17 protein-coding genes and 1 tRNA gene are annotated in these 22,491 nt (G+C 70.8%); 10 read left to right on the top strand and 8 right to left on the bottom strand.

Annotated features, from left to right (window positions below; all coding sequences use genetic code 11):
* Window positions 1–184: 184 nt before the first annotated feature.
* Entirely contained in the window at window positions 185–1,099 is a 915-nt protein-coding gene (locus tag ACZ60M_RS05860) for a hypothetical protein (RefSeq protein WP_465415114.1), read from the bottom strand.
* A 210-nt stretch (window positions 1,100–1,309) separates the two neighbouring features.
* On the opposite strand from ACZ60M_RS05860, the gene ACZ60M_RS05855 reads away from it, so the two are divergent.
* Window positions 1,310–3,205 carry a hypothetical protein gene (locus ACZ60M_RS05855; RefSeq protein ID WP_465415113.1) on the top strand — a complete coding sequence of 632 codons (1,896 nt, stop codon included), beginning with the start codon at window positions 1,310–1,312 and terminating at the stop codon, window positions 3,203–3,205.
* Here ACZ60M_RS05855 and ACZ60M_RS05850 read toward each other — a convergent pair whose 3' ends face one another.
* Window positions 3,206–3,667 (bottom strand): hypothetical protein, encoded by a 462-nt coding sequence (locus tag ACZ60M_RS05850; RefSeq protein ID WP_465415111.1) that lies wholly within the window; start codon window positions 3,665–3,667, stop codon window positions 3,206–3,208.
* Between the two features lie 93 nt (window positions 3,668–3,760).
* On the opposite strand from ACZ60M_RS05850, the gene ACZ60M_RS05845 reads away from it, so the two are divergent.
* The gene (locus ACZ60M_RS05845; RefSeq protein WP_465415109.1) at window positions 3,761–4,981 is read left to right on the top strand and encodes an arginine deiminase; all 1,221 of its coding nucleotides are present in this window, start codon (window positions 3,761–3,763) and stop codon (window positions 4,979–4,981) included.
* A 4-nt stretch (window positions 4,982–4,985) separates the two neighbouring features.
* Here ACZ60M_RS05845 and ACZ60M_RS05840 read toward each other — a convergent pair whose 3' ends face one another.
* From ACZ60M_RS05840 to purD, 3 genes are all read right to left on the bottom strand, one after another.
* Window positions 4,986–7,148, bottom strand: coding sequence for a hypothetical protein (locus ACZ60M_RS05840; RefSeq protein WP_465415107.1), 2,163 nt, complete (start codon window positions 7,146–7,148; stop codon window positions 4,986–4,988).
* 53 nt (window positions 7,149–7,201) lie between these two features.
* A tRNA-Trp gene (locus ACZ60M_RS05835) sits at window positions 7,202–7,272 on the bottom strand.
* Between the two features lie 197 nt (window positions 7,273–7,469).
* Window positions 7,470–8,690: a phosphoribosylamine--glycine ligase gene (gene purD / locus ACZ60M_RS05830; RefSeq protein WP_465415105.1), complete on the bottom strand. Its 1,221-nt coding sequence runs from the start codon at window positions 8,688–8,690 to the stop codon at window positions 7,470–7,472.
* A 312-nt stretch (window positions 8,691–9,002) separates the two neighbouring features.
* Between purD and purB the strand changes: the two genes are divergently transcribed.
* The 4 genes from purB to purL all read left to right on the top strand — a co-directional run bounded on the left by purB (window position 9,003) and on the right by purL (window position 13,742).
* Window positions 9,003–10,421 (top strand): adenylosuccinate lyase, encoded by a 1,419-nt coding sequence (gene purB, locus ACZ60M_RS05825; protein WP_465415103.1) that lies wholly within the window; start codon window positions 9,003–9,005, stop codon window positions 10,419–10,421.
* A 107-nt stretch (window positions 10,422–10,528) separates the two neighbouring features.
* Window positions 10,529–10,774: a phosphoribosylformylglycinamidine synthase subunit PurS gene (purS, locus tag ACZ60M_RS05820; protein ID WP_392958912.1), complete on the top strand. Its 246-nt coding sequence runs from the start codon at window positions 10,529–10,531 to the stop codon at window positions 10,772–10,774.
* The gene (gene purQ / locus ACZ60M_RS05815) at window positions 10,771–11,469 is read left to right on the top strand and encodes a phosphoribosylformylglycinamidine synthase subunit PurQ (protein WP_465415101.1); all 699 of its coding nucleotides are present in this window, start codon (window positions 10,771–10,773) and stop codon (window positions 11,467–11,469) included. Before purS ends, purQ begins: the two co-directional genes overlap by 4 nt.
* The gene (purL, locus tag ACZ60M_RS05810; RefSeq protein WP_465415100.1) at window positions 11,466–13,742 is read left to right on the top strand and encodes a phosphoribosylformylglycinamidine synthase subunit PurL; all 2,277 of its coding nucleotides are present in this window, start codon (window positions 11,466–11,468) and stop codon (window positions 13,740–13,742) included. The genes purQ and purL overlap by 4 nt, the downstream gene beginning before the upstream one ends.
* 68 nt (window positions 13,743–13,810) lie before the next feature.
* Here purL and ACZ60M_RS05805 read toward each other — a convergent pair whose 3' ends face one another.
* Complete coding sequence (locus ACZ60M_RS05805; RefSeq protein WP_465415245.1) at window positions 13,811–14,155, bottom strand: sterol carrier family protein; 345 nt, start codon at window positions 14,153–14,155, stop codon at window positions 13,811–13,813.
* 378 nt (window positions 14,156–14,533) lie between these two features.
* Here ACZ60M_RS05805 and ACZ60M_RS05800 point away from each other — a divergent pair, with 378 nt between their 5' ends.
* From ACZ60M_RS05800 to purM, 3 genes are all read left to right on the top strand, one after another.
* Window positions 14,534–16,423, top strand: coding sequence for a carboxypeptidase-like regulatory domain-containing protein (locus ACZ60M_RS05800; RefSeq protein ID WP_465415099.1), 1,890 nt, complete (start codon window positions 14,534–14,536; stop codon window positions 16,421–16,423).
* Window positions 16,424–16,987: 564 nt separating this feature from the next.
* Window positions 16,988–18,505: an amidophosphoribosyltransferase gene (purF, locus tag ACZ60M_RS05795; RefSeq protein ID WP_465415097.1), complete on the top strand. Its 1,518-nt coding sequence runs from the start codon at window positions 16,988–16,990 to the stop codon at window positions 18,503–18,505.
* On the top strand, window positions 18,460–19,581 hold the full coding sequence (gene purM / locus ACZ60M_RS05790; protein WP_465415244.1) for a phosphoribosylformylglycinamidine cyclo-ligase: 1,122 nt from the start codon (window positions 18,460–18,462) through the stop codon (window positions 19,579–19,581). Before purF ends, purM begins: the two co-directional genes overlap by 46 nt.
* Here the strand turns inward: purM and ACZ60M_RS05785 are convergent.
* Together ACZ60M_RS05785 and ACZ60M_RS05780 are read right to left on the bottom strand one after the other, a co-directional pair.
* On the bottom strand, window positions 19,547–20,587 hold the full coding sequence (locus ACZ60M_RS05785) for a phosphatase PAP2 family protein (RefSeq protein ID WP_465415096.1): 1,041 nt from the start codon (window positions 20,585–20,587) through the stop codon (window positions 19,547–19,549). The genes purM and ACZ60M_RS05785 overlap by 35 nt on opposite strands.
* 243 nt (window positions 20,588–20,830) lie before the next feature.
* Entirely contained in the window at window positions 20,831–21,979 is a 1,149-nt protein-coding gene (locus ACZ60M_RS05780; protein WP_465415094.1) for an alkene reductase, read from the bottom strand.
* 56 nt (window positions 21,980–22,035) lie between these two features.
* Here ACZ60M_RS05780 and ACZ60M_RS05775 point away from each other — a divergent pair, with 56 nt between their 5' ends.
* Window positions 22,036–22,398 (top strand): MerR family transcriptional regulator, encoded by a 363-nt coding sequence (locus ACZ60M_RS05775; protein ID WP_465415092.1) that lies wholly within the window; start codon window positions 22,036–22,038, stop codon window positions 22,396–22,398.
* Window positions 22,399–22,491 lie beyond the last annotated feature (93 nt).

The following is a 22,491-nucleotide window of genomic DNA, read 5'->3' as shown; positions in this document are numbered from 1 at the left end:
GAGACCCGCGAAACGCGGGCCTGGTCGGGGCCGGTGAGGCACCGGGCCGCACGCTGCCGGTCGCGCCGGTTCCGCACCCTGCCCCCCGGCACCCACGACGCCTGGGCGCCGTAGGACTTCGGGAAGCCGTGCACGGGAGCGGTCGCGGCGGCCTGCGGCGCCGGGCTCGGGACGGGGACCGGCGTCACGCCGTCGCCCGCTGCTTGAGAAGGGTGCGCGTGACCGCGGCGGCCACGCCCACGAGGCAGATGATCGCGACCAGGGCGAGCAGGCCGTTCGCGCCGTCGGCCACGGCCTTCGGGTCGACCGCGACGACCTCGTCCTCGACGGCCGGGGCGTCGCCGTCCGCGCCGGAGTCCAGCTCCGAAGGCGGCGGACCGAACGCGTTCACCTCGTCCTCGACGGCGGGCTCCTCGGCCGCCGGAGTCGGCTCCTCGGCCTCTTCGCCAGGCTGGGCCTCGCCGGAGTCCTCCGACTCAGTGCCCTGGTCCTGGGAGTCGCCTGCGTCGGCGTCGTCCCCGGCTGCGGGAAGCGCGACGTCCTCGCCCGACTCGCCCTCACCGGACTGCGAGTCGTCAGCCTGGGCCTCGACCACGCGGACCTGCGCCGACTCGTACTCGGCGAACAGGCCGTGGCAGTTCGGGACCATCGCGACCTCGGCCGAGCGGTTCATCTCGAACACCTGGCTCGAGCCCGAACCGATCTCGTACACCTCGTCGCCCACGTGCAGCTTCGCGTCAGTGCCCAGGTCGTTGCTGTACACCACCTGCGAACCCTGCTCCACCGTCAACTCGGAGGCGTCAGGGGAGGAGGTCGCCGAGACCAGCCCGAGGGTGCCGCAGTCGCCGCTGAACACGACCTCGCTGCTGCTGCCCGACTCCGGCTCGTCCGCCGTCGCGATGCTCACCCCGGCCGCACCGCCGACCGCGAGCATCCCCGCCGCCGAGATCGCCGCCAGGCGCGACTTGCGCCGGTGCGCGCGCCGGTCCATGGCCTCCTGGATTGCGGGCGCGACCCGGCCGTCGTTCACCGGGTACGGCAGCGGAGGACGCGTCTGGGCCCGGGACTGCTTACCGGGCTTCGTGGTGTGACTTCCCATGCCTGCGTCTCTCCAACTGCGTCTTCGACCGGATGACGACCTGATCATTAGCGGGAATCAGGTCTCAACAGCGTTCAACGAGCGGGCGCGGGAAAGGTGACGGCCCCCGGCCCGGCGATTGCGCCGAACGGTCCTCATGCGCCCGTATCCACCATCGCGACCGTCCGTAGGATGTGCGGGACGACACCGAGCGAGGACCGCGAGAACCCCATGGCCAAACCTGCGCCCGACACCGAAGCCGCCGAGGCACCCGAGCCCCGCGCCCCCGAGGGCGAAGGCCCCCGGACCGGCACCGGCGACAGCAGCTTCCAAGAGCACGAGGAGCGCTGGCAGCGCTTCGCCGGAGGCGAGAACCCGCCCGAGACGGTCCGCCCCGGCCGCTGGCGGGCCCTCGGCCGCGCCCTGCGCCGCGCCGCCCGCAGCGAATGGACCCTCGCCGGGCTCGGCAGCGTACTCCTCGCCCTCGCCATGACCTGGCCCCTCGCGCGGCACCTGGACGACCGCATCCCCCACGACACCGGCGACCCGCTCCTGCTCACCTACATCCTCGGCTGGGTCGGCCACGCCCTCCGCGAGAACCCCGCCGGGATCTGGGACACCAACAGCTTCTGGCCCCTCGACGACGCGTACCTCTTCACCGACACGCTCATGGGCTACGCGCCCGCCGCGCTGTTCATCACCAGCCCCACCAGCGCGCTCGTCGTCTACAACGTCCTCTACATCGGCACGTTCGCCCTCGCGTTCCTCGGCGCGTACGCGCTGCTGCGCCAGCTCGGCGCCCGCGTCGCCGGATCGACCGTCGCCGCCGCCGCGTTCGCCTACGCGCCCTGGAAACTCGGCCAGGCCGGGCACCTCCAGGTGCTCTCCATGGGCGGCATCGCCCTCGCGCTCGCGATGCTCGCGCGCGGCCACGGCTACTCGTTCAGAGGAGGCTTCAAACCGGAGCGCCAGCGCCCCGGCTGGATTCTCGCCGGGTGGCTGACCGCCCTGTGGCAGTTCGCGATCGGCGCCGGGCTCGGCATCCCGTTCGTCTACCTGCTGCTCGGCATCGGCGTCGTCGTCGGCCTGCACTGGCTGGTGAAGCGGCCCCGGCTGCAGTGGAAGACCCTGGCGGCCAACGGCATCGGCGGTTCGGTGTTCAGCCTCGGGGTCCTGTGGATCGCCGACCGGCACGCGGTCGTCGCCGAGGCCTACCCCGAGGCCGTGCGCGATGTCGAGTACATCAGCTGGTTCGCCCCGACCTGGCAGAGCTTCATCATCTCGCCGGAGGAGTCGCGGGTGTGGGGCGCGGCCCACGAGGCGGCGCGCGCGGAGCTGACCTGGGCGCCCGAGCAGGCGCTGCTCGTCGGGTTCACGCTGATCGCGCTCGCGGTGGCGGGCCTGGTGTGGTCGTGCTGGACGGGCTGGCAGCGGGTCTGGCTCGCCCTCGGCGGCGCGGTCGTGTTCGCGATTGCCATGGGCCCCAACTTCTTGGACGACGGCTCGTGGGCGTGGGCGCTCCTGTACGAGTACGCGCCCGGCTGGGATGCGATCCGCACGCCCGGCCGCCTGGCGATCTACCTGACGTTGATCCTGGCGGTGCTCGCGGCGGGGACGCTGACGCGGATCGCCGACGAGGCCGACGAGATGGCGCACCGCGCCCGCGTCGACAAGCGCCTGAAAGTGAAGGCGCCCAGGCGGGTCCACGCATTGCTGTTCCTGCCGGTCTTCCTCGTCCTGTGGGAGGGGCTCACGGTCGCTCCTTATGCGGAAGTGCCCGAGGCGCCTGTCGACATGTCCGAACTGGAGGGCCCGGTGCTGTTCCTGCCCGCGGGCGGGGGCGACACGAAGGTCCAGTACTGGAGCATCGACGGCTTCCCGGAGGTCGCCAACGGCGTCGCGGCGTTCACGCCCGACGAGCAGGCCGGCATCCGGTCGATGTCGATGGGCTTCCCGAGCGAGGACGCGGTCGCGTCGCTGCGCGAGGCCGGGATCGAGACCGTCGTCGTGCTCCCCGGTTCGCTGCCGGGCAGCGACTGGGACGGCCTGGACACCGAGGTCGAACCGTTCGGCGTCGAAGTGGAGCGCACCGAGACCGCCGTCGTCTACGACCTGAACCCCGAGTAGCTAAGCGGGGCCCATCGGCGTCAGGAACGTCAGCGACCCGACCGCGTCGAGGCGCGGCGGGGAGTGCAGCGGCGAGGCCGTCACGTCGAACGTGCGGTGCACGCCGCGGTGGTCGATGCGCATGAGGCTGCGTTCGAGCGAGTCGGTCTGGAGCGTCTGCACCGGCGCGAGTCGGGCGAGCTCCGAGTCGACGAGCGGGTGCGCCCCGGCCGTGAAGTCGAGGAAGCGGATCCCCGAGTCGAGGAAGCGCGGCATCACCGTCTCGATCTCGGGCCCGAAGCCGAGCACGCGGCGGGCGGCGCGCGAGACCGCGACGATCCGGGTGTCGGCCGCGAGCAGCATGCAGGGGTCGGCTGAGGAGGTCACGGCGGTGCGCCACGTGGCCAGCGCCGGATCCAGCCTGTAGCCATCAGGTCCGGGCGCAGTGGCCCGCAACGGGATGACGAGTTCGAGTTGCGTCAATTTGGGCGTTCCCGGGGGTAGTCGTAACGCTCAGTCTGTCCACGTTAACAGAGATAAGTTGATCTTCGTCCCCCGCGCGTCTACCCTCAGATCATGAGTGCTGAAGACGCGCCTGCTTTCGGTGTCGATTCCGAGGTGGGGCGCCTGCGCAGTGTCGTGCTCCACCGCCCCGGGGGCGAGCTGCGCCGCTTGACCCCGCGCAACAACGGGGCGCTGCTGTTCGACGGCATCCCCTGGGTCGAGCGCGCCCAGGACGAGCACGACCGGTTCGCGCAGACGCTGCGCGGGCAGGGCGTCGAGGTCCTGTACGTGGGCGAGCTGCTCGCCCAGTGCCTGGAGCTGCCCGAAGCGCGCGAGGCGGTGGGCGTCTCGGTGACCGCCGACCCGCGCCTGGGGCAGACGCTGGGGCGCGAGCTCGCGGCGTTCCTGGCGGACCTGGAGCCCGAACGGCTCGCGTCGGTCCTGGTGGAAGGCTTGACGAAGGAGGAGTTCGGCTCCTCGCTCTCGTTGCGGCACAAGATGATGCGCCCGACCGAGTTCGTGATCGACCCGCTGCCGAACATGATGTTCACGCGCGACTCGGCCGTGTGGGTCGGCGACGCGGTGGCCGTGACCAGCCTCGCGATGCCCGCGCGGCGCCGCGAGACGACCCTGACGGGCCTGATCTACCACCACCACCCGCGCTTCCGCGACGTGCCGAAGCTGTACGACCCCTCGCTCGAGCACCTGGAGGGCGGGGACGTGCTGGCGCTGGCGCCGGGCGTCCTGGCCGTCGGCGTCGGCGAGCGCACCACCCCGGCGGGCGCGGAGCGCCTGGCGCGCAAGGCTTTCGAGCGCGGCCGTATCCGCACGGTGCTGGTCGTCCCGATCGCGCAGCGGCGGGCGACGATGCACCTCGACACGGTGTGCACGATGGTCGACCGCGACCGCATGGTCATGTACGCCCCGGCGGAGCAGCGCCTGGAGGCGTTCACGCTCACCAGCACCGACGGCGGCGAGAGCCTCGACATCAAGGGCCCCAGGCGGTTCCTGGACGCGGCCGCGGAGGCCATCGGCGCCGACCGGATCGAGATCATCCACACCGGCGCCCGCGACGTCGTTACCGCCGAACGCGAGCAGTGGGACGACGGCAACAACACGCTCGCGCTCGCGCCGGGCGTTGCGGTCGCCTACGAGCGCAACACGGTCACGAACGCCCGCCTCGAACGCGCCGACATCAAGGTCATGACGATCTCCGGCTCCGAACTGGGCTCCGGCCGAGGCGGCCCCAGGTGCATGTCCTGCCCGGTCTCCCGGGACCCGTTGACCAACTGACCGACTAGGCCTGCTCGCCGCCCAGGTCGTCGAGCAGTCGTTTTACGGCCTCGTGCTTTCGGTCCTCGCCGATCGCCTCGAACAGTCGCGCCGATGCCTCGAGGTAGTAGGCGGCGACCGAAGGGTCGCCGAGCGCGCAGGCGACCTCGCCCAGACCCTGCCAGGCCTTGGCGAGGCCGAACTGCTCCCCGATGGCCTGATAATGCCGCGCGGCCTCGCTGTAGAGGCGGTCCGCGCGGTCCAGGTCACGGGCGCCGAGGGCCGCGTGGGCCTGCCAGCGCAAGGCGTGGGCGAAACCCGCATCGTCGTCCAGCTCGGCGTAGATGCCGGCCGCTTCCTCATACCGGCTGCTCGCGCAGTCGAAGTCGCCTCGGAGTCGCGCCACATCGCCGAGCCCGCGCAGCGTCTGCGCCCGGCCGCGGGGATTGCGATCGCCGTAACCGGAGGCCGCTTCGCGGTAGTACGCCTCCGCGGCATCGGCGTCGCCTGATTCGACCATCACGTTGCCGAGCCCCCGCAAGGCATGCGCCAGGCCGATCGGGTCGCCGTGCTCGCGGTAGAGATCGGCGGACCTGCCGTAGGAGACGGTCGCGTCCTCGAAGCGGCCCCATTCGACCTCGACGTCGCCGATCCACCGGTGTGCGTGGGCGAGGTCGGAAAGGTCGTCGCGCTGCGCGTGGATCCTCGCGGCCTCGCGGTAGCGGGCTCGGGCCTTCTCGAAATCGCGGACGCGGTAGGTGTCGCCGAGCCCGCGCAAGGCGCGGACCAGGCCGCGCTGGTCGTCGAGTGCCTCGAAGCACCGTGCCGCGTGGGTGTAGGCCCGCTCGGCGTCCCGGTTGCGGTCGACGCGGTAATACAGGCCGGCCGCAGCGAGGGCGAGCTCCGCGAAACCGGGTCCGTCCCCGACCAGGGCCGTGTCGAGAATGCTGCCCGCCTCCGCTTCGAACCATGCCAACTGCTTGCTGCCGTAGCGTTTGAGCTTCGCGCGGTAGTGGGCGCACAGGCCGGTCTGCGTCGTTTCGCGGTCGCCTTCCCGTTCGGCGCGGTACTCGCCGTAGGTGCGGAGCAGGTCATGGGCGCTGTAGGCGCGCAGTCGGGGTTCAGGGCTGGTGGCGGTGCGGTGGTCGCGTTGGGCCAGCCCGAGTCTGACGAGTTCGTTGAGGAGCACCAGCATCCGGTCGAGGCCGACGGCGAGGACCGCGGCGAGGCTCCCGGCGGTCGCGGACTTCCCGGGGTGGGCGCCGAGGGCTCTGAACACACGCCGCTGATCGGCGCTGAGGTACTGGTAGGAGCCGTCGAAGCGGGAGAAGAGCCGTTCCTGGCCCGGGCGGTCGGTGGTACGGGGTTCGGTCTGGAGGTCGTAGAGGATCTCTTCGAGGCGGTGCTCGCCTGAGCGGATCGCCTCGGCGTGGATCTCGATGAGCAGCGGCATGCGGAGATCGAACTCGACGAGCCGTCGCACCAGTTCCGGCTGGTGCCCGTTCCCGGCGATGCGGCGGAAGAGGGTGAGCGCGGACGCGGTTTCCATGACATCCAGGCGGATCGGTGGCGCGGCACCGATGAGGTCGATCGTCTCGCGGCTGGTGACGATGGTCGCGCATCCGGGCTGGCGGACCAGGAGCGAGCTCACCTGCTCGGCCTGTTTGACGTTGTCCCACACCATGATCAGGCGCCGTCCGCTCACCGATTCGCGCCACAGGCTCAGTCGGCCCTCCGGGCTGAGCTGGTGGACGGCGGCCACCGGGACGTCGTCGCGGATGGTGGGGAGGATCTGGAGGAGTGCCTGGTCGCCGGTTTCAGGGAGGCGGTTGGAGGCGTAGGACTGGAAGTCGTAGAAGATCCGGCCGTCCGGAAAGTCGTCGCGGTGGTCGTGGATGAAAGCGGCCGCCAACTGGGTCTTCCCGATCCCGGCCATGCCGCCGACGGACTGGACCACGCCGTTGCCGTCGCTGTCGGCCAGTGCCGTCGCCAGCTCGGCGAGTTCACGCTCCCGACCGACGAAGCCCGCCGAGGAAGCGTTGGGATGCCAGAAGTCGTTGAGCGGCTTCCGAGCGGCAGCGGTGCTGTGGAGGTGGAAATGCTCGGCCTGGATCAGTGTCTCCGGTGCCGCCCGGTCGAAACGGTTGACGAAACCGGCCCCGGCATTCTCTTGCGCATCACCGTCCACGCGTCCTCCAACCGAATGCGCTCGCAGGGAAACTACGGCCGGGCATGCATAGGTGCCCTCGGCAGGAATCGAACCCGCGACCGCAAACCTGGGGTTTGTGCTCTATCCACTGAGCTACGAGGACACAAGACCAGGATAACAGGACCATGCCATAAGAGTGGAACAGCAAAGTTCGAATCGTTATCGACGCATTGGCATCACTGATTGCCATCTGCATCGATGGTTTACCGCAATCGCTATTGCGTAAGGGAACCGGGCAGCATCTCGCGGGCAGGATGCGAAAGGGCCGGACGCGGAAGCGTCCGGCCCTTGCTGTTCCGCTTAGATGTTCGCGGCGATGTCCTTGCGGTAGTAGCCGCCTTCGAGCTTGACGCCCTCGGCGAGCGCGTACGCCTCCTGGCGGGCCTGGGCGACCGAGGCGCCCGTGCCGACGCAGTTGAGGACGCGGCCGCCGGTGGCGATGAGCTGCCCGGTGGCGTCGAGCGCGGTGCCGGCGTGGAACACCCCGGCCTCGTCGGCGCCGTAGAGCGGGCGGCCGGTGACGGTGTCGCCCGGGTAGCCCTCGTTGGAGACGACGACGCACACGGCCGCGCCTTCGCGCCACCACAGGTTGCCGAAGTCCTCGAGCTTGCCGGTCGCCGCCGCGTACAGCAGCTTGCCCAGCGGAGACTCCAGGAGCGCGAGGATCGCCTGGATCTCCGGGTCGCCGAAGCGGGCGTTGAACTCGACGACCTTGAGGCCCTTCGAGGTCAGGGCCAGGCCGCAGTAGAGGGTGCCGATGAACGGGATGCCGCGCCCGGCGAGCTCGGCCAGGGTCGGCTCGGCGACGCGCTCCATGATCTCGGCGACGAGGTCGTCCGGGGCCCAGGGGAGGGGCGTGTACGCGCCCATGCCGCCGGTGTTGGGGCCGGTGCCGCCGTCGCCGATGCGCTTGAAGTCCTGCGCGGGCAGCAGCGCCTTCGCGTGACTGCCGTCGCTGACGACGAAGAGGGAGACCTCGGGGCCGTCGAGGTACTCCTCGATGACGACGCGCTCGCACTCGAGCGCGTGGGCCAGGGCCTGGGCGCGGTCGCCCGTGACGACGACGCCCTTGCCCGCGGCGAGGCCGTCGTCCTTGACGACGTAGGGCGCGCCGAACTCGTCGAGCGCGGCCTCGGCCTCTTCACGGGTCTTGCAGACGCGCGCGGCGGCGGTCGGGACGCCCGCGGCGGCCATGACCTCCTTCGCGAACGCCTTCGAGCCCTCGATGAGGGCGGCTTCGCCGCCGGGGCCGTACACCGGGATGCCCTTGGCGCGCACGGCGTCGGCGACGCCCGCGACCAGCGGGGCCTCGGGGCCGACGATGACGAGGTCGGCCGCGGAGGTCACCGCCAGGGAGGCCACGGCGGCCGGGTCGGTCTGGTTCACCGGCACGCAGTCGCCCAGGGCGGCCATGCCGGGGTTGCCCGGGGCGCAGATGAGCTTGGTGACGGATTCGTCCTCGGCCAGCGACGCCGCGAGGGCGTGCTCGCGGCCGCCGGAGCCGATCAGGAGTACTCGCACACCGCCAGTTTACGTGGCGGATACGTGCAGGTTAACCGCCACGCCGAGTGGTTCCCGCAACTCGGGACCGCGCGCCCGGCTCGCATCGTGTCCCCTTTCGGGTGACAACGGCGCTTCCGACCCCGGTTTCTGTCGTACCCGCCGGGGATCGTGGGCACTACGGTCCCCTGGGTGGGTGGGGGTTAGGGATGGGCTCTAACAGTGACCCACCCGTACCGGGCGGGTAGACGCGCTTGCCGCTTCGCGGCCGCGCCGGTCACGGTCGGCCGCCGGTCCTGGGCGGGCACGCGCGCGCAATGCCATGATGGGCGCGTGACTGCGAATGTGCTCGCCGAGCGTTATGCCTCCGCCTCGATGCGCGACATCTGGGACCCCGTCGGCAAGATCAAGGCCGAACGGCGCCTGTGGCTGGCCGTCCTCCAGGCCCAGCACGACCTGGGCGTCACCGTCCCCGACGGTGTCATCGCCGACTACGAGCGCGTCCTCGACCAGGTCGACCTCGCCTCCATCGCCGACCGCGAGCGCATCACCAAGCACGACGTGAAGGCCCGCATCGAAGAGTTCTCCGATCTCGCCGGGCACCAGCACATCCACAAGGGCATGACCAGCCGCGACCTCACCGAGAACGTCGAGCAGATGCAGGTCCGCCAGTCCCTCGAACTGGTCCGCGACCGCCTCGTCGCCGCCCTCGTGCGCCTCGCCGCCCGCGCCGCCCAGCACCGCGACCTCGTCATGGCCGGGCGCAGCCACAACGTGCCCGCCCAGGCCACCACCCTCGGGAAGCGCTTCGCGACCTGGGCCGAAGAACTCCTCGCCGCCCTCGACCGCATCGAAGACCTCCTCAAGCGGTACCCGCTGCGCGGCATCAAAGGCCCCGTCGGCACCGCCCAGGACATGCTCGACCTCTTCGACGGCGACACCGCGAAACTCGCCGACCTCGAGACCCGCGTCGCCGCCCACCTCGGCTTCGACCGCGTCATGGACTCCGTCGGCCAGGTCTACCCGCGCTCCCTCGACTACGAGGTCGGCTCCGCGCTCGTCCAGGCCGTCGCCGGTCCTTCTTCGGCCGCGATCACCATCCGCCTCATGGCCGGGGCCGAGCTCGCCACCGAAGGCTTCATGCCCGGCCAGGTCGGCTCCTCCGCCATGCCGCACAAGATGAACACCCGCTCCTCCGAGCGCGTCAACGGCCTCGCCGTCGTCGTCCGCGGGTACGCCGCGATGCTCGGCGAACTCGCCGGCGACCAGTGGAACGAAGGGGACGTCTCCTGCTCGGTGGTCCGCCGCGTCGCCCTCCCCGACCTCTTCTACGCCGTCGACGGGCTCTTTGAGACCTTCCTCACCATCCTCGACAACTTCGGGGCCTACCCGGCCGTCGTCAACGCCGAACTCGACCGGTACCTGCCGTTCCTGACCTCCACCAAGGTCCTCATGGCCGCCGTCAAGCAGGGCGGCGGGCGCGAGGACGCGCACGAGGCCATCAAGGAGCACGCCGTCGCCGTCGCCCGCGCCATGCGCGAGAGCGGCCAGCGCGAGAACGACCTGTTCGACCGCCTCGCCGCCGACCCGCGCCTGCCCCTGGACCGGGCCGGGCTCGACGCCCTTGTAGCGAATCCGGGTGAATTCATCGGCGCCGCAGGCGATCAGGTCGACCGTGTCGCCGAAAGGGTGGCGCTGGCGGCGAAAGCGCACCCTGAGGCCGCGTCCTACCGGCCGGGAAACATCCTATGACTCGCTGTGACCTGGCACCGTCCTTGTAGCTCGGCACTGGCCCTGGTCAGGGCCGGTGAATATGCTTGCCCTGTTGTCCCGTCCATGTGACCGACAGGAGTGCGCCCGTGGCCCGTGTAGTGGTCGACGTGATGCTGAAGTCCGAAATCCTCGACCCCCAGGGCGAGGCCGTCCTCGGGGCGCTGCCCCGCCTCGGCGTGAACGACGTGGCGTCGGTGCGGATCGGCAAGCGCGTTGAGATCGAGTTCGACGAGAACGCCCAGAACGTCGAGGAGCAGTCGCGCGTGATCGCCGACCAGCTCCTGGCGAACCCGGTCATCGAGAACTTCTCGGTGTCCATCGAGGGCGCATGAGCGCGCGCGTCGGGGTCGTGACCTTCCCCGGGTCGCTCGACGACAAGGACGCCGCCCGCGCGGTGCGCCTTGCCGGCGGCGAGCCGGTGGGGCTGTGGCACGACGACGCCGCCCTCGCGGGCGTCGACGCCGTGTTCCTGCCCGGCGGGTTCTCCTACGGCGACGCGCTGCGCTGCGGCGCGATCGCCCGCTTCTCGCAGGTGATGGACACCGTGAAGGCCGCCGCGGCCCAGGGGATGCCCGTCCTCGGGGTGTGCAACGGCTTCCAGGTGCTGTGCGAGTCGCACCTGCTGCCGGGCGCGCTCGTGCGCAACGCCCACCTGCGCTACCGCAACCGCCCCGCGCGGCTGCGGGTCGAGACCTCCCGCACCGCGTGGACGCGTCTCTACCAGCCGGGCAGCGAAGTGGTCTTCCCCGCCAAGCACGGCGAGGGCCGGTACGTCGCCGACGACGCCGTCCTCGACGAGCTGGAGGCGGACGGCCGCGTGGTCTTCCGGTACCTCGACAACCCGAACGGTTCGATGCGCGACATCGCCGGGGTGACCAACGAGGCCGGGAACGTCGTGGGCCTCATGCCCCACCCCGAGCACGCCGTCGACGAGCTGACTGGCCCGTCCGCGGACGGGCTCGGCATCGTCGCCTCGGTCCTGGCCCACCTCACCGGGGCCGCCGACACCAGTGGAGTCAGCCGATGAGCCATCTCAACGTCGCGGTCGACACGGTCGGGGTCGCCGACGCGACCCCGGACGAGAAGCAGCCGTGGGCCGAACTGGGCCTGAAAGAGGACGAGTACCAGCGCATCCGGGAGATCCTGGGCCGCCGTCCGACCCAGTCCGAGCTCGCCATGTACTCGATCATGTGGTCCGAGCACTGCTCGTACAAGTCGAGCAGGGTGCACCTGCGCCAGTTCGGCGAGAAGAACCCGAAGACCCCGCGCCTGCTGGCCGGGATCGGGGAGAACGCGGGCGTCGTCGCCATCGACGAGAACATCGCGGTCACCTTCAAGGTCGAGTCCCACAACCACCCGTCCTATGTGGAACCGAAGCAGGGCGCGGCCACCGGCGTCGGCGGCATCATCCGCGACATCATCGCCATGGGCGCCCGCCCGGTCGCGGTCATGGACTCGCTCCGCTTCGGCGCCATCGACCACCCCGACACCGCCCGGGTCCTCCCGGGCGTGGTCGACGGCATCGGCCACTACGGCAACTGCGTGGGCCTGCCCAACATCGGCGGCGAGACCTACTTCGACCCGTGCTACCAGGGCAACCCGCTCGTCAACGCCCTCAGCGTCGGCATCCTGCCCCGCGCGCGGCTCCAGTCCATGCAGGCCAGCGGCGTCGGCAACACCGTGATCCTCATGGGCGCCAAGACCGGCCGCGACGGCATCGGCGGCGTCTCCGTCCTCGCCTCCGCGACGTTCTCCGAGACCGGCGAGGGCGACGCCCGCCCGAGCGTGCAGGTCGGCGACCCGTTCACGGAGAAGCTGCTCATCGAGGTCTGCCTCGAGCTCTTCGACGCCGGACTCGTCGTCGGCGTCCAGGACCTCGGCGGCGCAGGGCTCACCTGCGCGCTCAGCGAGACCGCGGCCGCCGGCGACGGCGGCATGCACGTCGACCTCGAACTGGTCCCGCTGCGCGCCAAGGGCATGGAACCGCAGGACATCCTCGCTTCGGAGTCGCAGGAGCGCATGCTCCTCATCGTCGACCCCGCCAAGGCCGAGGAAGTCCTCGCCCGCTCCCACCGCTGGGGCCTGCTCGCCACCGAGATCGGCACCGTCACCGACACCGGCCGCCTCGTCATCGACTTCCACGGCCAGACCGTCGTCGACGTCCCGCCGAAGTCGCTCGCCGACGAGGGCCCGGTCTACCACCGGCCCATCGCCGAACCGAACGACCTCGGGCTCATCGCCGTCGACCGGGCCGAGACGCTGCCGCGCCCCGCAAGCGACGAGGAGATCCGCCAGACCGTCCTCGACATGGCCGCCAGCCCGAACCTGTGCGACAAGTCCTGGATCACCGAGCAGTACGACTCCTCGGTGTTCGGCAACACCGTCCTCGGCACGCCGCACGACGCGGGCATGATCCGCCTCGACGAGCGCACCGGCGTCGGCATCGCGATCTCCCTCGACGGCAACGGCCGCTTCGCGCGGCTCGACCCGTACGTCGGGGCCCAGCTCTCGCTCGCCGAGGCCTACCGGAACGTCGCCGTCACCGGCGCCACGCCGATCGCCATCTCCGACTGCCTCAACTTCGGCTCGCCCGAGGACCCGCACGTCATGTGGCAGTTCGAACGCGCCGTCACCGGCATCGCCGACGGCTGCCAGAAACTCGGCATCCCCGTCACCGGCGGCAACGTCTCGTTCTACAACCAGACCGGCCGCGACGCCATCCACCCGACGCCCGTCATCGGCGTGCTCGGCGTGATCGACGACGTCAAGCGCCGCATCCCGCTCGGGCTCGGCAAGACCGGCGACACCATCGCGCTCATCGGCGAGACCCGCGAAGAGCTCTCGGGCTCCGAATGGGCCTCCGTCAAGCACGGCCACCTCGGCGGTGTGCCGCCCGTGGTCGACCTCGACCACGAGATGAAGCTCGCCGAGCTCCTCTCGCGCCTGGCCGAGACCGAGCAGCTCGCCGCCGCCCACGACCTCTCCGAAGGCGGCCTCGCGCAGGCCCTCGTCGAGGCCATCTGCCACACCAGGCTCGGCGCGCAGATCCTCCTGCCCGAGGGCGCCGACCCGTTCACGTACCTGTTCTCGGAATCCTCCGGGCGGGTCCTCGTGGTGATCCCGCGCGGCCAGGAACTGGCCGTGCGCACCGCCTGCGAGCAGCGGAACCTGCCGATCACGCCGCTGGGCGTGACCGACGCGAACACCGACGGCCTGCACCTGCGGGACCACTTCGACATCGGCCTCGCCGAGCTCGAAGCGTCCTGGCGCGGCCGCATCGGCGCCCACCTGGGCGAGTAGCAGCAACGAGAACCGCCCCGGGGCTTCGGCCCCGGGGCGGTTCTCGCATAAGTAATAAGGTGCGCGGGCTACTCGTCTTCCAGGGGCTCGCCGGTCGGGGCGGCCAGCGGCAGCAGCTCGCTGAGGTCGGCGCGCTGGCCCGAGGCCGAGACCTGTGCAGTCGTCACCGCCTCCTGCCAGCCGGTGCGGCCGGTGGCGAGCATGAGGAACACGAGCGGTTGACATTCGACGACGTTCGGCGGCGTGCCGCGCCGGTGCCTGGGTCCCTCGACGCACTGCACCGCCCCGTACGGCGGGACCCGCACTTCCACGGTATGACCAGGGGCTTTGGCTGCCAGCGTCTGGAGCAGCTCACGAACGGCGTTTTTCAGCGTCTCGCGATCGGGCGCTTCACCGTTGTCGATCGCGGCCATGGCATCGACCACAGCGTCCACGAGGAGACCTCCGAACCACGTTAGACTGCCCGTTACGGCACGTCGCCGAACGGGCGTGCTTTTACGACTGAGCGCCCGGGCCACCGGGTGCGACATGAATGCCGCAGTGCCCGACACCCCGGTCCCGTGACCGAAATGAGACCAGGCATAGTGGCGACGACGGCCCGCTTCCGTGGGTTCGTCGTGCCCGCCCGTGGCAGATGCCGCGAGTGGCGCTGGATGGCACATGCCCAGGAGGGGATGTAGATGACCGTAGCGGCCGAACCTAGCGGGGCCCAGACTAACGTCCCGCGGTCCCGGCGCGGGAGACGGGGTGGCCTGCGCACTCGCCTGGCCGGCCTCGCCGCGGCGGGCGGCGTGCTCCTCGGCATCCTGGCGTTCCCGCAGGCCGCGCTCGCGCAGGACCCCACCGGCTGGTTCAACGGGGCGTTCAACCCGAACCCGGTGACCATCGGCGGCCAGGCCGCCACGGTCACGTTCACGGTCATGAACAACAACCCGGTGCAGCCCAAGGACATCACGGTCCGGGCGAACGTCGACGGCCTGAACGACTACATCGCCGCGATGGACAACGACGGCGGCGCCGGGCTTTGCACCCGCGAGGACTCCGACAAGGTCAAGTGCGGCCAGGTCGAACCGGGCGGGCAGCGGACCATCTCCTTCACCGTCGCCACCGTGACCGAATCCGACCTGCCGAGCGGCGAGCAGGTCTCGGGAACGTTCACGGTCAGCTTCGAGGGCCAGAGCCAGTCCAGCGGCCTCAACGTCGTCGGCAACGCCACGGTCGCCAACGTCGCGTCCATCAGCGGCGAGGTCACCTCGAACGGCGAACCGGTCCCCGACGCGGAGCTCGAGCTCACCGACGGCGAGGGCGAAACGCACGACACGACGACCGACAGCAGCGGCAAGTACGAGTTCACCGGCGACGCCAGCAACCCGATCGCGCCCGGCGACATGACCTTGAAGATCACCGCCGAGGGCTTCGAGGACAAAGAAGAGACGCTCACCGTCCGCGAGGGCAGCGAGGCGTACAACATGAACATCACGCTCACCCAGGTGCAGGAGGCGGAGCCGTCGGCCGACCCGACGACCAGCGCCGCACCCGCCACCGAGGAGTCGAGCCCGCCGCCCCCCGAGGACGAGGGCGGCATGTCCGGCACCCTGGTCTTCCTCATCATCATCGGCGGCCTGCTCGTCGTCGGCGGCATCGTCGGCATCTTCTTCCTGCTGCGCGGCGGCAAGGACAAGGACGACGACGACGGCGCCAGCTTCAGCCCCGACACCCCGCCGGACCACACGCCGACCGCGGCCCAGGTCGGGACGCCCGGCGTGTACCAGGCCGGGCCCGCGCCCGGCTCCGACGCGCCGACGATGATCCACCCCGGCGGCCTCGTCGACGGCGGCCCGGCCGCGCCGACCCAGTTCGGTCCCGCCTACGGCGGCAACGACTCGACGCAGGTCATGCCGCAGGGCGGCTTCAGCGGGATGCCGGGCGGCCAGGTCGGCCCCGACGGCACCACGATCCTCCCGGTCGTCAAGCAGCCCGGTGGGCCCGGCGCCTCCGACGCCACGCAGATCATGCCGCAGGCGAACCTCGGCACGCCGCCTCCGGCCGCGCCGCCGAGCCCCTACGGCGACTTGGGTTCCACGCGCCCGCACACGCCTTCGGCCCCGCCGAGCCCCGCAGCGCCTTCGAACCCCTACGACCCGTCCGCGACCAGGCCGCACCCAGGGCCGTCCCCGGCCGGATCGCCGAGTCCGTACGGCGACCTCGGTTCGACCCGCCCGCACCCGTCCCCGACGCCGCCGCCTTCGGCCGGTTCGATGTTCGAACCGCAGGGCAGCGCGCCGCAGGACCAGGGCTACGGGGCGCCCAGCGCGCCGCGCGACCAGGGCTTCGGTGCGCCGAGCGCGCCGCAGTACGGTCCGGGCTCGCAGAGCTACGGGCCCCAGGGCGGCCAGCAGGGCTACGGCTCGCACAGCTCGCCGAGCGCGCCCCGCAGCGCGCCGCCGAGCGACCCGTACTCGGGCCAGTCCATGCGCCGCGACCCGTACGCGCCGCAGGAGCAGCCGCCGCCCGCGGGCGACTACGGGGCGACCCGCGCGATGCCGCAGTACGGCGACCAGCCGCAGCCGCCCGCCGCGCCCTACGGCAACGAGCCGGGCCAGGGAGGCGAGGACCAGGACGGCAAGCGCGCCGACCGCCGCAACTGGGGCGAGTGGGACGACCGCCCCCGCTCCTGGTAGCAGGAGCGACTAGCGAACGAGAACGCCGTGCCGGGCAATGCCCGGCACGGCGTTCTCGTTCGTGGCGGGGTTTCGCGTGGCGGGGTTTCGCGTGGCGGGGTTTCGCGGGGCGGCTGCGCCGGGCGCGGGCTGCGCCCGCTGGGGCGGCGCGCGGCCGCGCGCCTTGCGGGCGTAGGGCGTGCCCCTTCCCACCCGCATCCGCCTCCTACCAACCGAAGAAATGCGACGACTGTCCCACACGGGTCCGACATCCGCGCCGGACGCGGGCCAGAGGCCGATGCGCCTCGCGCCTCGATCGCTGTTCACCTGATGTCGTGATGACGTTCACGTGCGGGTGACTGCGCCGTCTATTTCCGGCCCTCCTCGGCCGTTATGCGGTGAGTTTCACCTCTTCAGCGAGGGGCCCGGCCCACACCGGCCGTTGTTGGAGAGTGGCGACTTCCCGCAGGTCCGATAGACTGTGACTGGCGGTTCCGCCGGATGGCGACGCTGGTGAACCATCGGTGTACTCAGGTGGCGCAGCCGGTAGACCATCGAATCAGCCCAGCAAACCGAGGAGTTGCAGTGGCCCGAGGTGACGGTCGACTCACCACGGAACTCGATCCCGACAGTCCCGGCCCCCGCGACGCCTGCGGCGTCGTCGGCATCTGGGCCCCCGGGGAAGAGGTCTCGAAACTCACTTACTTCGGGCTCTACGCGCTGCAGCACCGCGGCCAGGAAGCCGCGGGCATCGCCGTCTCGGACGGCGCCCGCACCGTCGTCTACAAGGACCTCGGCCTCGTCGCGCAGGTCTTCGACGAGTCCACCCTCGCGCCCCTCCAGGGCCACCTGGCCATCGGCCACGCCCGCTACTCCACCACCGGCGCCCCCACCTGGGAGAACTCCCAGCCGACCATCCGGTCGACCTCCACGGGCACCGCGATCGCCTTGGCGCACAACGGCAACCTCGTGAACACGGCCGACCTCATGAAAGAGGTCGACCGCCTCGGCATCGACATGGGCACCACCACGTCGGACACGCACCTGATCACCGCGCTCCTCGCCGCGCACCCGGACGAGTCCGTCGCCGCGGCCGCCGAGCGCGTGCTCCCGCAGCTGCGCGGCGCGTTCTGCCTGGTCTTCATGGACGAGAACACGCTGTACGCCGCCCGCGACCCGCAGGGCGTGCACCCGCTCGTCCTCGGCCGCCTCGCCTCCGGCTGGGCCGTCGCCTCCGAGACCGCCGCGCTCGACACGATCGGCGCCCACTTCGTGCGCGAGGTCGAGCCCGGCGAGCTGCTCACCATCGACGAGCACGGCCTGCGCTCGACCCGCTTCGCGAACCCCGAGCCCAAGGGCTGCCTGTTCGAGTACGTCTACCTCGCCCGCCCCGACACGAAACTGGCCGGACGCAACGTCTACGCCACCCGCGTCGAGGTCGGCCGCACCCTCGCCCGCGAGTACCCGGCCGACGCCGACCTCGTTATCGGCGTCCCCGAATCGGGCATCCCGGCCGCGATCGGCTTCGCCGAGGAGTCCGGCATCCCCTACGGCCAGGGCTTCACGAAGAACCAGTACGTCGGCCGCACCTTCATCCAGCCTTCCCAATCGCTGCGGCAGCTGGGCATCCGCCTCAAGCTCAACCCGCTCGTCGACCAGATCAAGGGCAAGCGCCTGGTCATCGTCGACGACACGATCGTGCGCGGCAACACCCAGCGGGCCCTCGTCCGGATGCTCCGCGAAGCGGGCGCGGTCGAGGTCCACATCCGCATCTCCGCGCCGCCGGTGAAGTGGCCGTGCTTCTACGGCATCGACTTCGCCACCCGCGCCGAGCTCATCGCCGGATCGCTCGACACCGACGGCATCCGCGCCCAGATCGGCGCGGACTCCCTCGGCTACGTCTCGATGGACGGCCTCGTCCGCGCCACCGAGCAGCCCGCGTCCCGGCTCTGCATGGCCTGCTTCGACGGCCACTACCCCATCGAACTGCCCGCTTCCGACCTCATCGGCAAGCACCTCATGGAAACGCCGCAGGCAGCGAAGCCCGGCGTCCAGCGATCGACCGAAGCGAGCACGCAAGTGCGGGAAGGGACCACAGCGTGAGCAGCGGCACCACCACTCCGAGGACCATCTCCTACCAGTCCGCGGGCGTCGACATCGACGCCGGCGACCGGGCCGTCGACGCCCTCAAGCCCCTGATCAAGAAGACCGTCCGGCCCGAGGTGGTCGGCGGGATCGGCGGGTTCGCCGGGCTGTTCGCGCTCGACACCGAGAAGTACAAGAAGCCGCTGCTGGCCTCCTCCACCGACGGCGTGGGCACCAAGCTCGTCATCGCCCAGAAGCTCGACATCCACGACACGGTCGGCATCGACCTCGTCGCCATGGTCGTCGACGACCTCGTCGTGTGCGGCGCCGAACCGCTGTTCCTCCTCGACTACATCGCCACCGGCCAGGTCGTCCCCGAGAAGATCGCCGCGATCGGCGGCGGCATCGCCGACGGCTGCCGCTGGGCCGGCTGCGCGCTCATCGGCGGCGAGATCGCCGAGCACCCGGGCGTCATGAAGCCCGACGACTACGACATCTCCGCCACCGGCGTGGGCGTCGTCGAAGCCGACAAGCTGCTCGGCCCCGAGCGCGTCAAGCCCGGCGACGTCGCGATCGCCATGCGCGCCTCGGGCCTCCACTCCAACGGCTACTCGCTCGTGCGCGCGGCCCTGTTCGGCGTCGGCAAGATGGACCTCGGCACCGTCGTGCCCGAGTTCGGCAACCAGCGGACCCTCGGCGAGGAGCTGCTGACCCCGACCCACATCTACGCCAAGGACTGCCTCGAACTCGCCAAGGAGTGCGACGTGCACGCCTTCGCGCACATCACCGGCGGCGGGCTCGCCGGCAACCTCATCCGCTCCGTCCCCGAGGGCCTCCAGATCGAGGTCGACCGCGGCACCTGGACGCCGAACCCCGTGTTCGACGTCGTACAGCACATCGGCGGCATCAGCGGCGAGGAGATGGAGCGCACCCTCAACATGGGAGTCGGCATGGTCGCCATCGTCGCCCCCGACCAGGTGGACCGCGCGCTCGCGGTGCTCACCGCCCGCCACGTCGAGGCCTGGACCATCGGCGAGGTCACCGAAGGCGACGGCGGCGTCACACTGTCGGGCGACTATCTGACGGCTGGCTAGGGATCTCCGGGTCTCCTTCGAGGTCCGGAACCTCTTCAGCCGCTTCGGCGGCTTCGAGCGCGTCCCGGTGCTGCTTCGCCTTCGTGCTGAGCCACAGCCAGATCAGGCCCAGCGTGGGCAGCACCGCGGCGGAGATGAGCGCCGGGACCAGGTGCAGGGTCGGCGTGAGCATGACGCCGAGGATGAGCAGCACCGAGATGAGGATCGTGCGCCGCGTCGCGGGGTCGAAGACCTTGACCGGGCCGAGCGGGATCGTGTGCCACGGCACCCGCTTGGCGCTGCGGATGATGATGAGGCCCAGCAGGAACCCGGCGGGTTCGTCGGAGAACCAGTGCTGGCCCAGGAAGACCTGGGAGCTGAACACGATCGCGGGCGGGGCCAGCAGGAGCGTCCAGCGCGCCCACGCGGGGATGACGTGGCCGATGAGCATCACGATGAGGCCGAACAGCAGGATCGAGTTCACCGCGTGCCCTGAGGGGAACGCGGTGGCGTCCGTGATGTTCGGGCCGCCGCCCTCGGGGTGGTAGGTGAACAGCAGCGGCCCGTCCGGGGAGACGTTCTGCAGCGCGTGCGGGTGCTGCGAGAGCGGGCGGCCGAGCAGGTGCTTCATGCCCAGGATGGCCGCCAGGGTGATGAACGAGATGACGTACATCAGCAGCGGCCGGATCGACCGCGAGCGCAGCGCGCACCAGATGGCGATCAGCAGCGTCACGGTGGCCACCGTGCGGGCCTGGCCGAACTCGGCGCCGACCTTCGCGAGGTTCGCCATCCATTCCAGGTCGTTGGCTTTGGCGGCCCACATCCGGATGTCCCAGTCGAGCCGCACGAGCCACGACGGGTAGCTCACGAAGAACGCGAGCGCGAGGAACCCCAGGAACATGAAGAGGTCGGGCCACCAGCTCTTGGGGCGCTTGCCCCACGGCTCCCAGTCGAACCAGCCCACGGGGATGTAGCGGCGCAGCGGCGTGATGACTTGTCCGACGAAGGCGTCGTCACGGACGGTCACACCTCGGTCCGTGATCCCCGCGCTCCTGCGCGCTGTCGCAGGCCGGTTCGATTCAGAAGGCATAGATGGATGTTCGCCTGCGAAAGTGAATTTTGATGCCGCCACACCCGAACTGGACCGAATTTGTTATCAGGTCGGTATATATGGTGTGGTTTGGGACGCAGCCTGATTGAGCTGCACCGATACTCCGCGATACCGGTCACGTTCCACCGAGACGGGGCCGTGACCGGCATCGCCTGCGGCTCAAGCGAGGACGCGTCGCGTGTCGGAGGCGCCGATCACAGGGTAATCGGTGTAGCCTTCCGCGCCTCCGCCGTAGAGCGGCAGGTCCGTGCGCAGTGGAGTGAGCGGTGCGCCCCGGCGCAGCCGTTCGGGCAGGTCGGGGTTGGCGATGAACGGACGCCCGATCGCGACCAGGTCCGCGCCCGCGTCCAGGATGCGCGCCGCCGCTTCGAGGCTGGCGTCGGTCGAGAACGGATCCGATTCGGGCGCATCGGGGTTCGACGGGTTCGCGATGAGCACGCCCTGCCAGCGCCGCCGCAGCTCCGCGAACAGCGGTGTGGGGGAGGCGTAGGCGAGGTGGAGGTAGGCGAGGCCGAGCGGGGCGAGGGCGTCGAGCAGCGCGGGGAACAGCTTGTCGGCGTCGTCCATGCCGATCCCGTTGTGGGGGTTGCCGGGGGAGATCCGCAGGCCGGTGCGGTCGGCGCCGATCGCGGCGACCACGGCTTCGACGGTTTCGACGACGAAGCGGATGCGGTTGGCGATGGAGCCGCCGTAGGCGTCGGTGCGGTGGTTGGTGCTGGTGGCGAGGAACTGGTTGAGCAGGTAGCCGTTGGCGGCGTGGACTTCGACGCCGTCGGCCCCGGCGCGGACGGCGTTGCGGGCGGCGGTCGCGAAGTCGTCCTTGGTGGCCTGGATGTCGGCTTCGGTCATCTCGCGGGGGACGACGGGGTCGCTGTGGCCGCCCGGGGTGTGGATGTAGCCGGGCAGCTTGATTGCCGAGGGCGCCAAGGGGACCAGGCCGCTGGTCTCGGGGTGGCCGATGCGGCCGCCGTGCTCGATCTGGAAGAAGACGCGGCCGCCCGCGGCGTGGACCGCGTCGGCCACCCGCCGCCATCCGTCCACTTGGGATTCGTTGAAGATGCCGGGGATGTCGGGGTAGGTGTACCCGACCTGGCTGGGGGAGCTGGCTTCGGCGACGATGAGGCCCGCGGAGGCGCGCTGGGCGTAGTACTCGGCCATGAGGGGCGTGGGGATGCCGTCGGCCGCGCGGTTGCGGCTCATCGGGGGCATGACCAGGCGGTTCGGCAGGTCGAGCGCGCCGAGGCGGGCGGTTTGGAAGAGGCGTTCGGCGGTGTGAGCGGTCTCGCGGGCGGCGGTTTCGTTCGTCATGGCGGTACCGTAGAACCTGACACCAATGTCAGGTTCAAGGGATTGTGAGGCACGCCATGCGCATCGGTGAACTCGCCCGCCGGACGGGCGTGAGCGTCAGGTCGCTGCGGTACTACGAGGAGCAGGGGCTCTTGTCGTCCGAGCGTACTGCGGGCGGGCACCGCGAGTACGCCGCGGCGGCGGTCGACCGGGTGATCCGCATCCAGGTGCTCTACGCAGCCGGGCTGAACAGCCAGGTCATCGACGGCATCCTGCCGTGCATCCACGACGCCGACGGCGGCCCGAACGAGTCCACCACCGAGACCCTGGCCGCCGAGCTCCGCATCGAGCGCGAGCGCATCGACCGCAAGATCGAGGACCTCCTGCGCAGCCGCGACATCCTCGACGAGGTCATCGCCACAGCCGCCCTCCCGGCATAACCGCCCCGCACGGATGTTTTCGCAGGTCAGAGGCGTTTGTCGTACCCGTATGGGAGGGTGTCCTTTTCACTGGTAGTGGTGAAGGTGGGATCG

This window comes from Glycomyces sp. NPDC050141, assembly GCF_055586545.1.
This window is presented reverse-complemented; position numbering and strand designations above follow the sequence as displayed.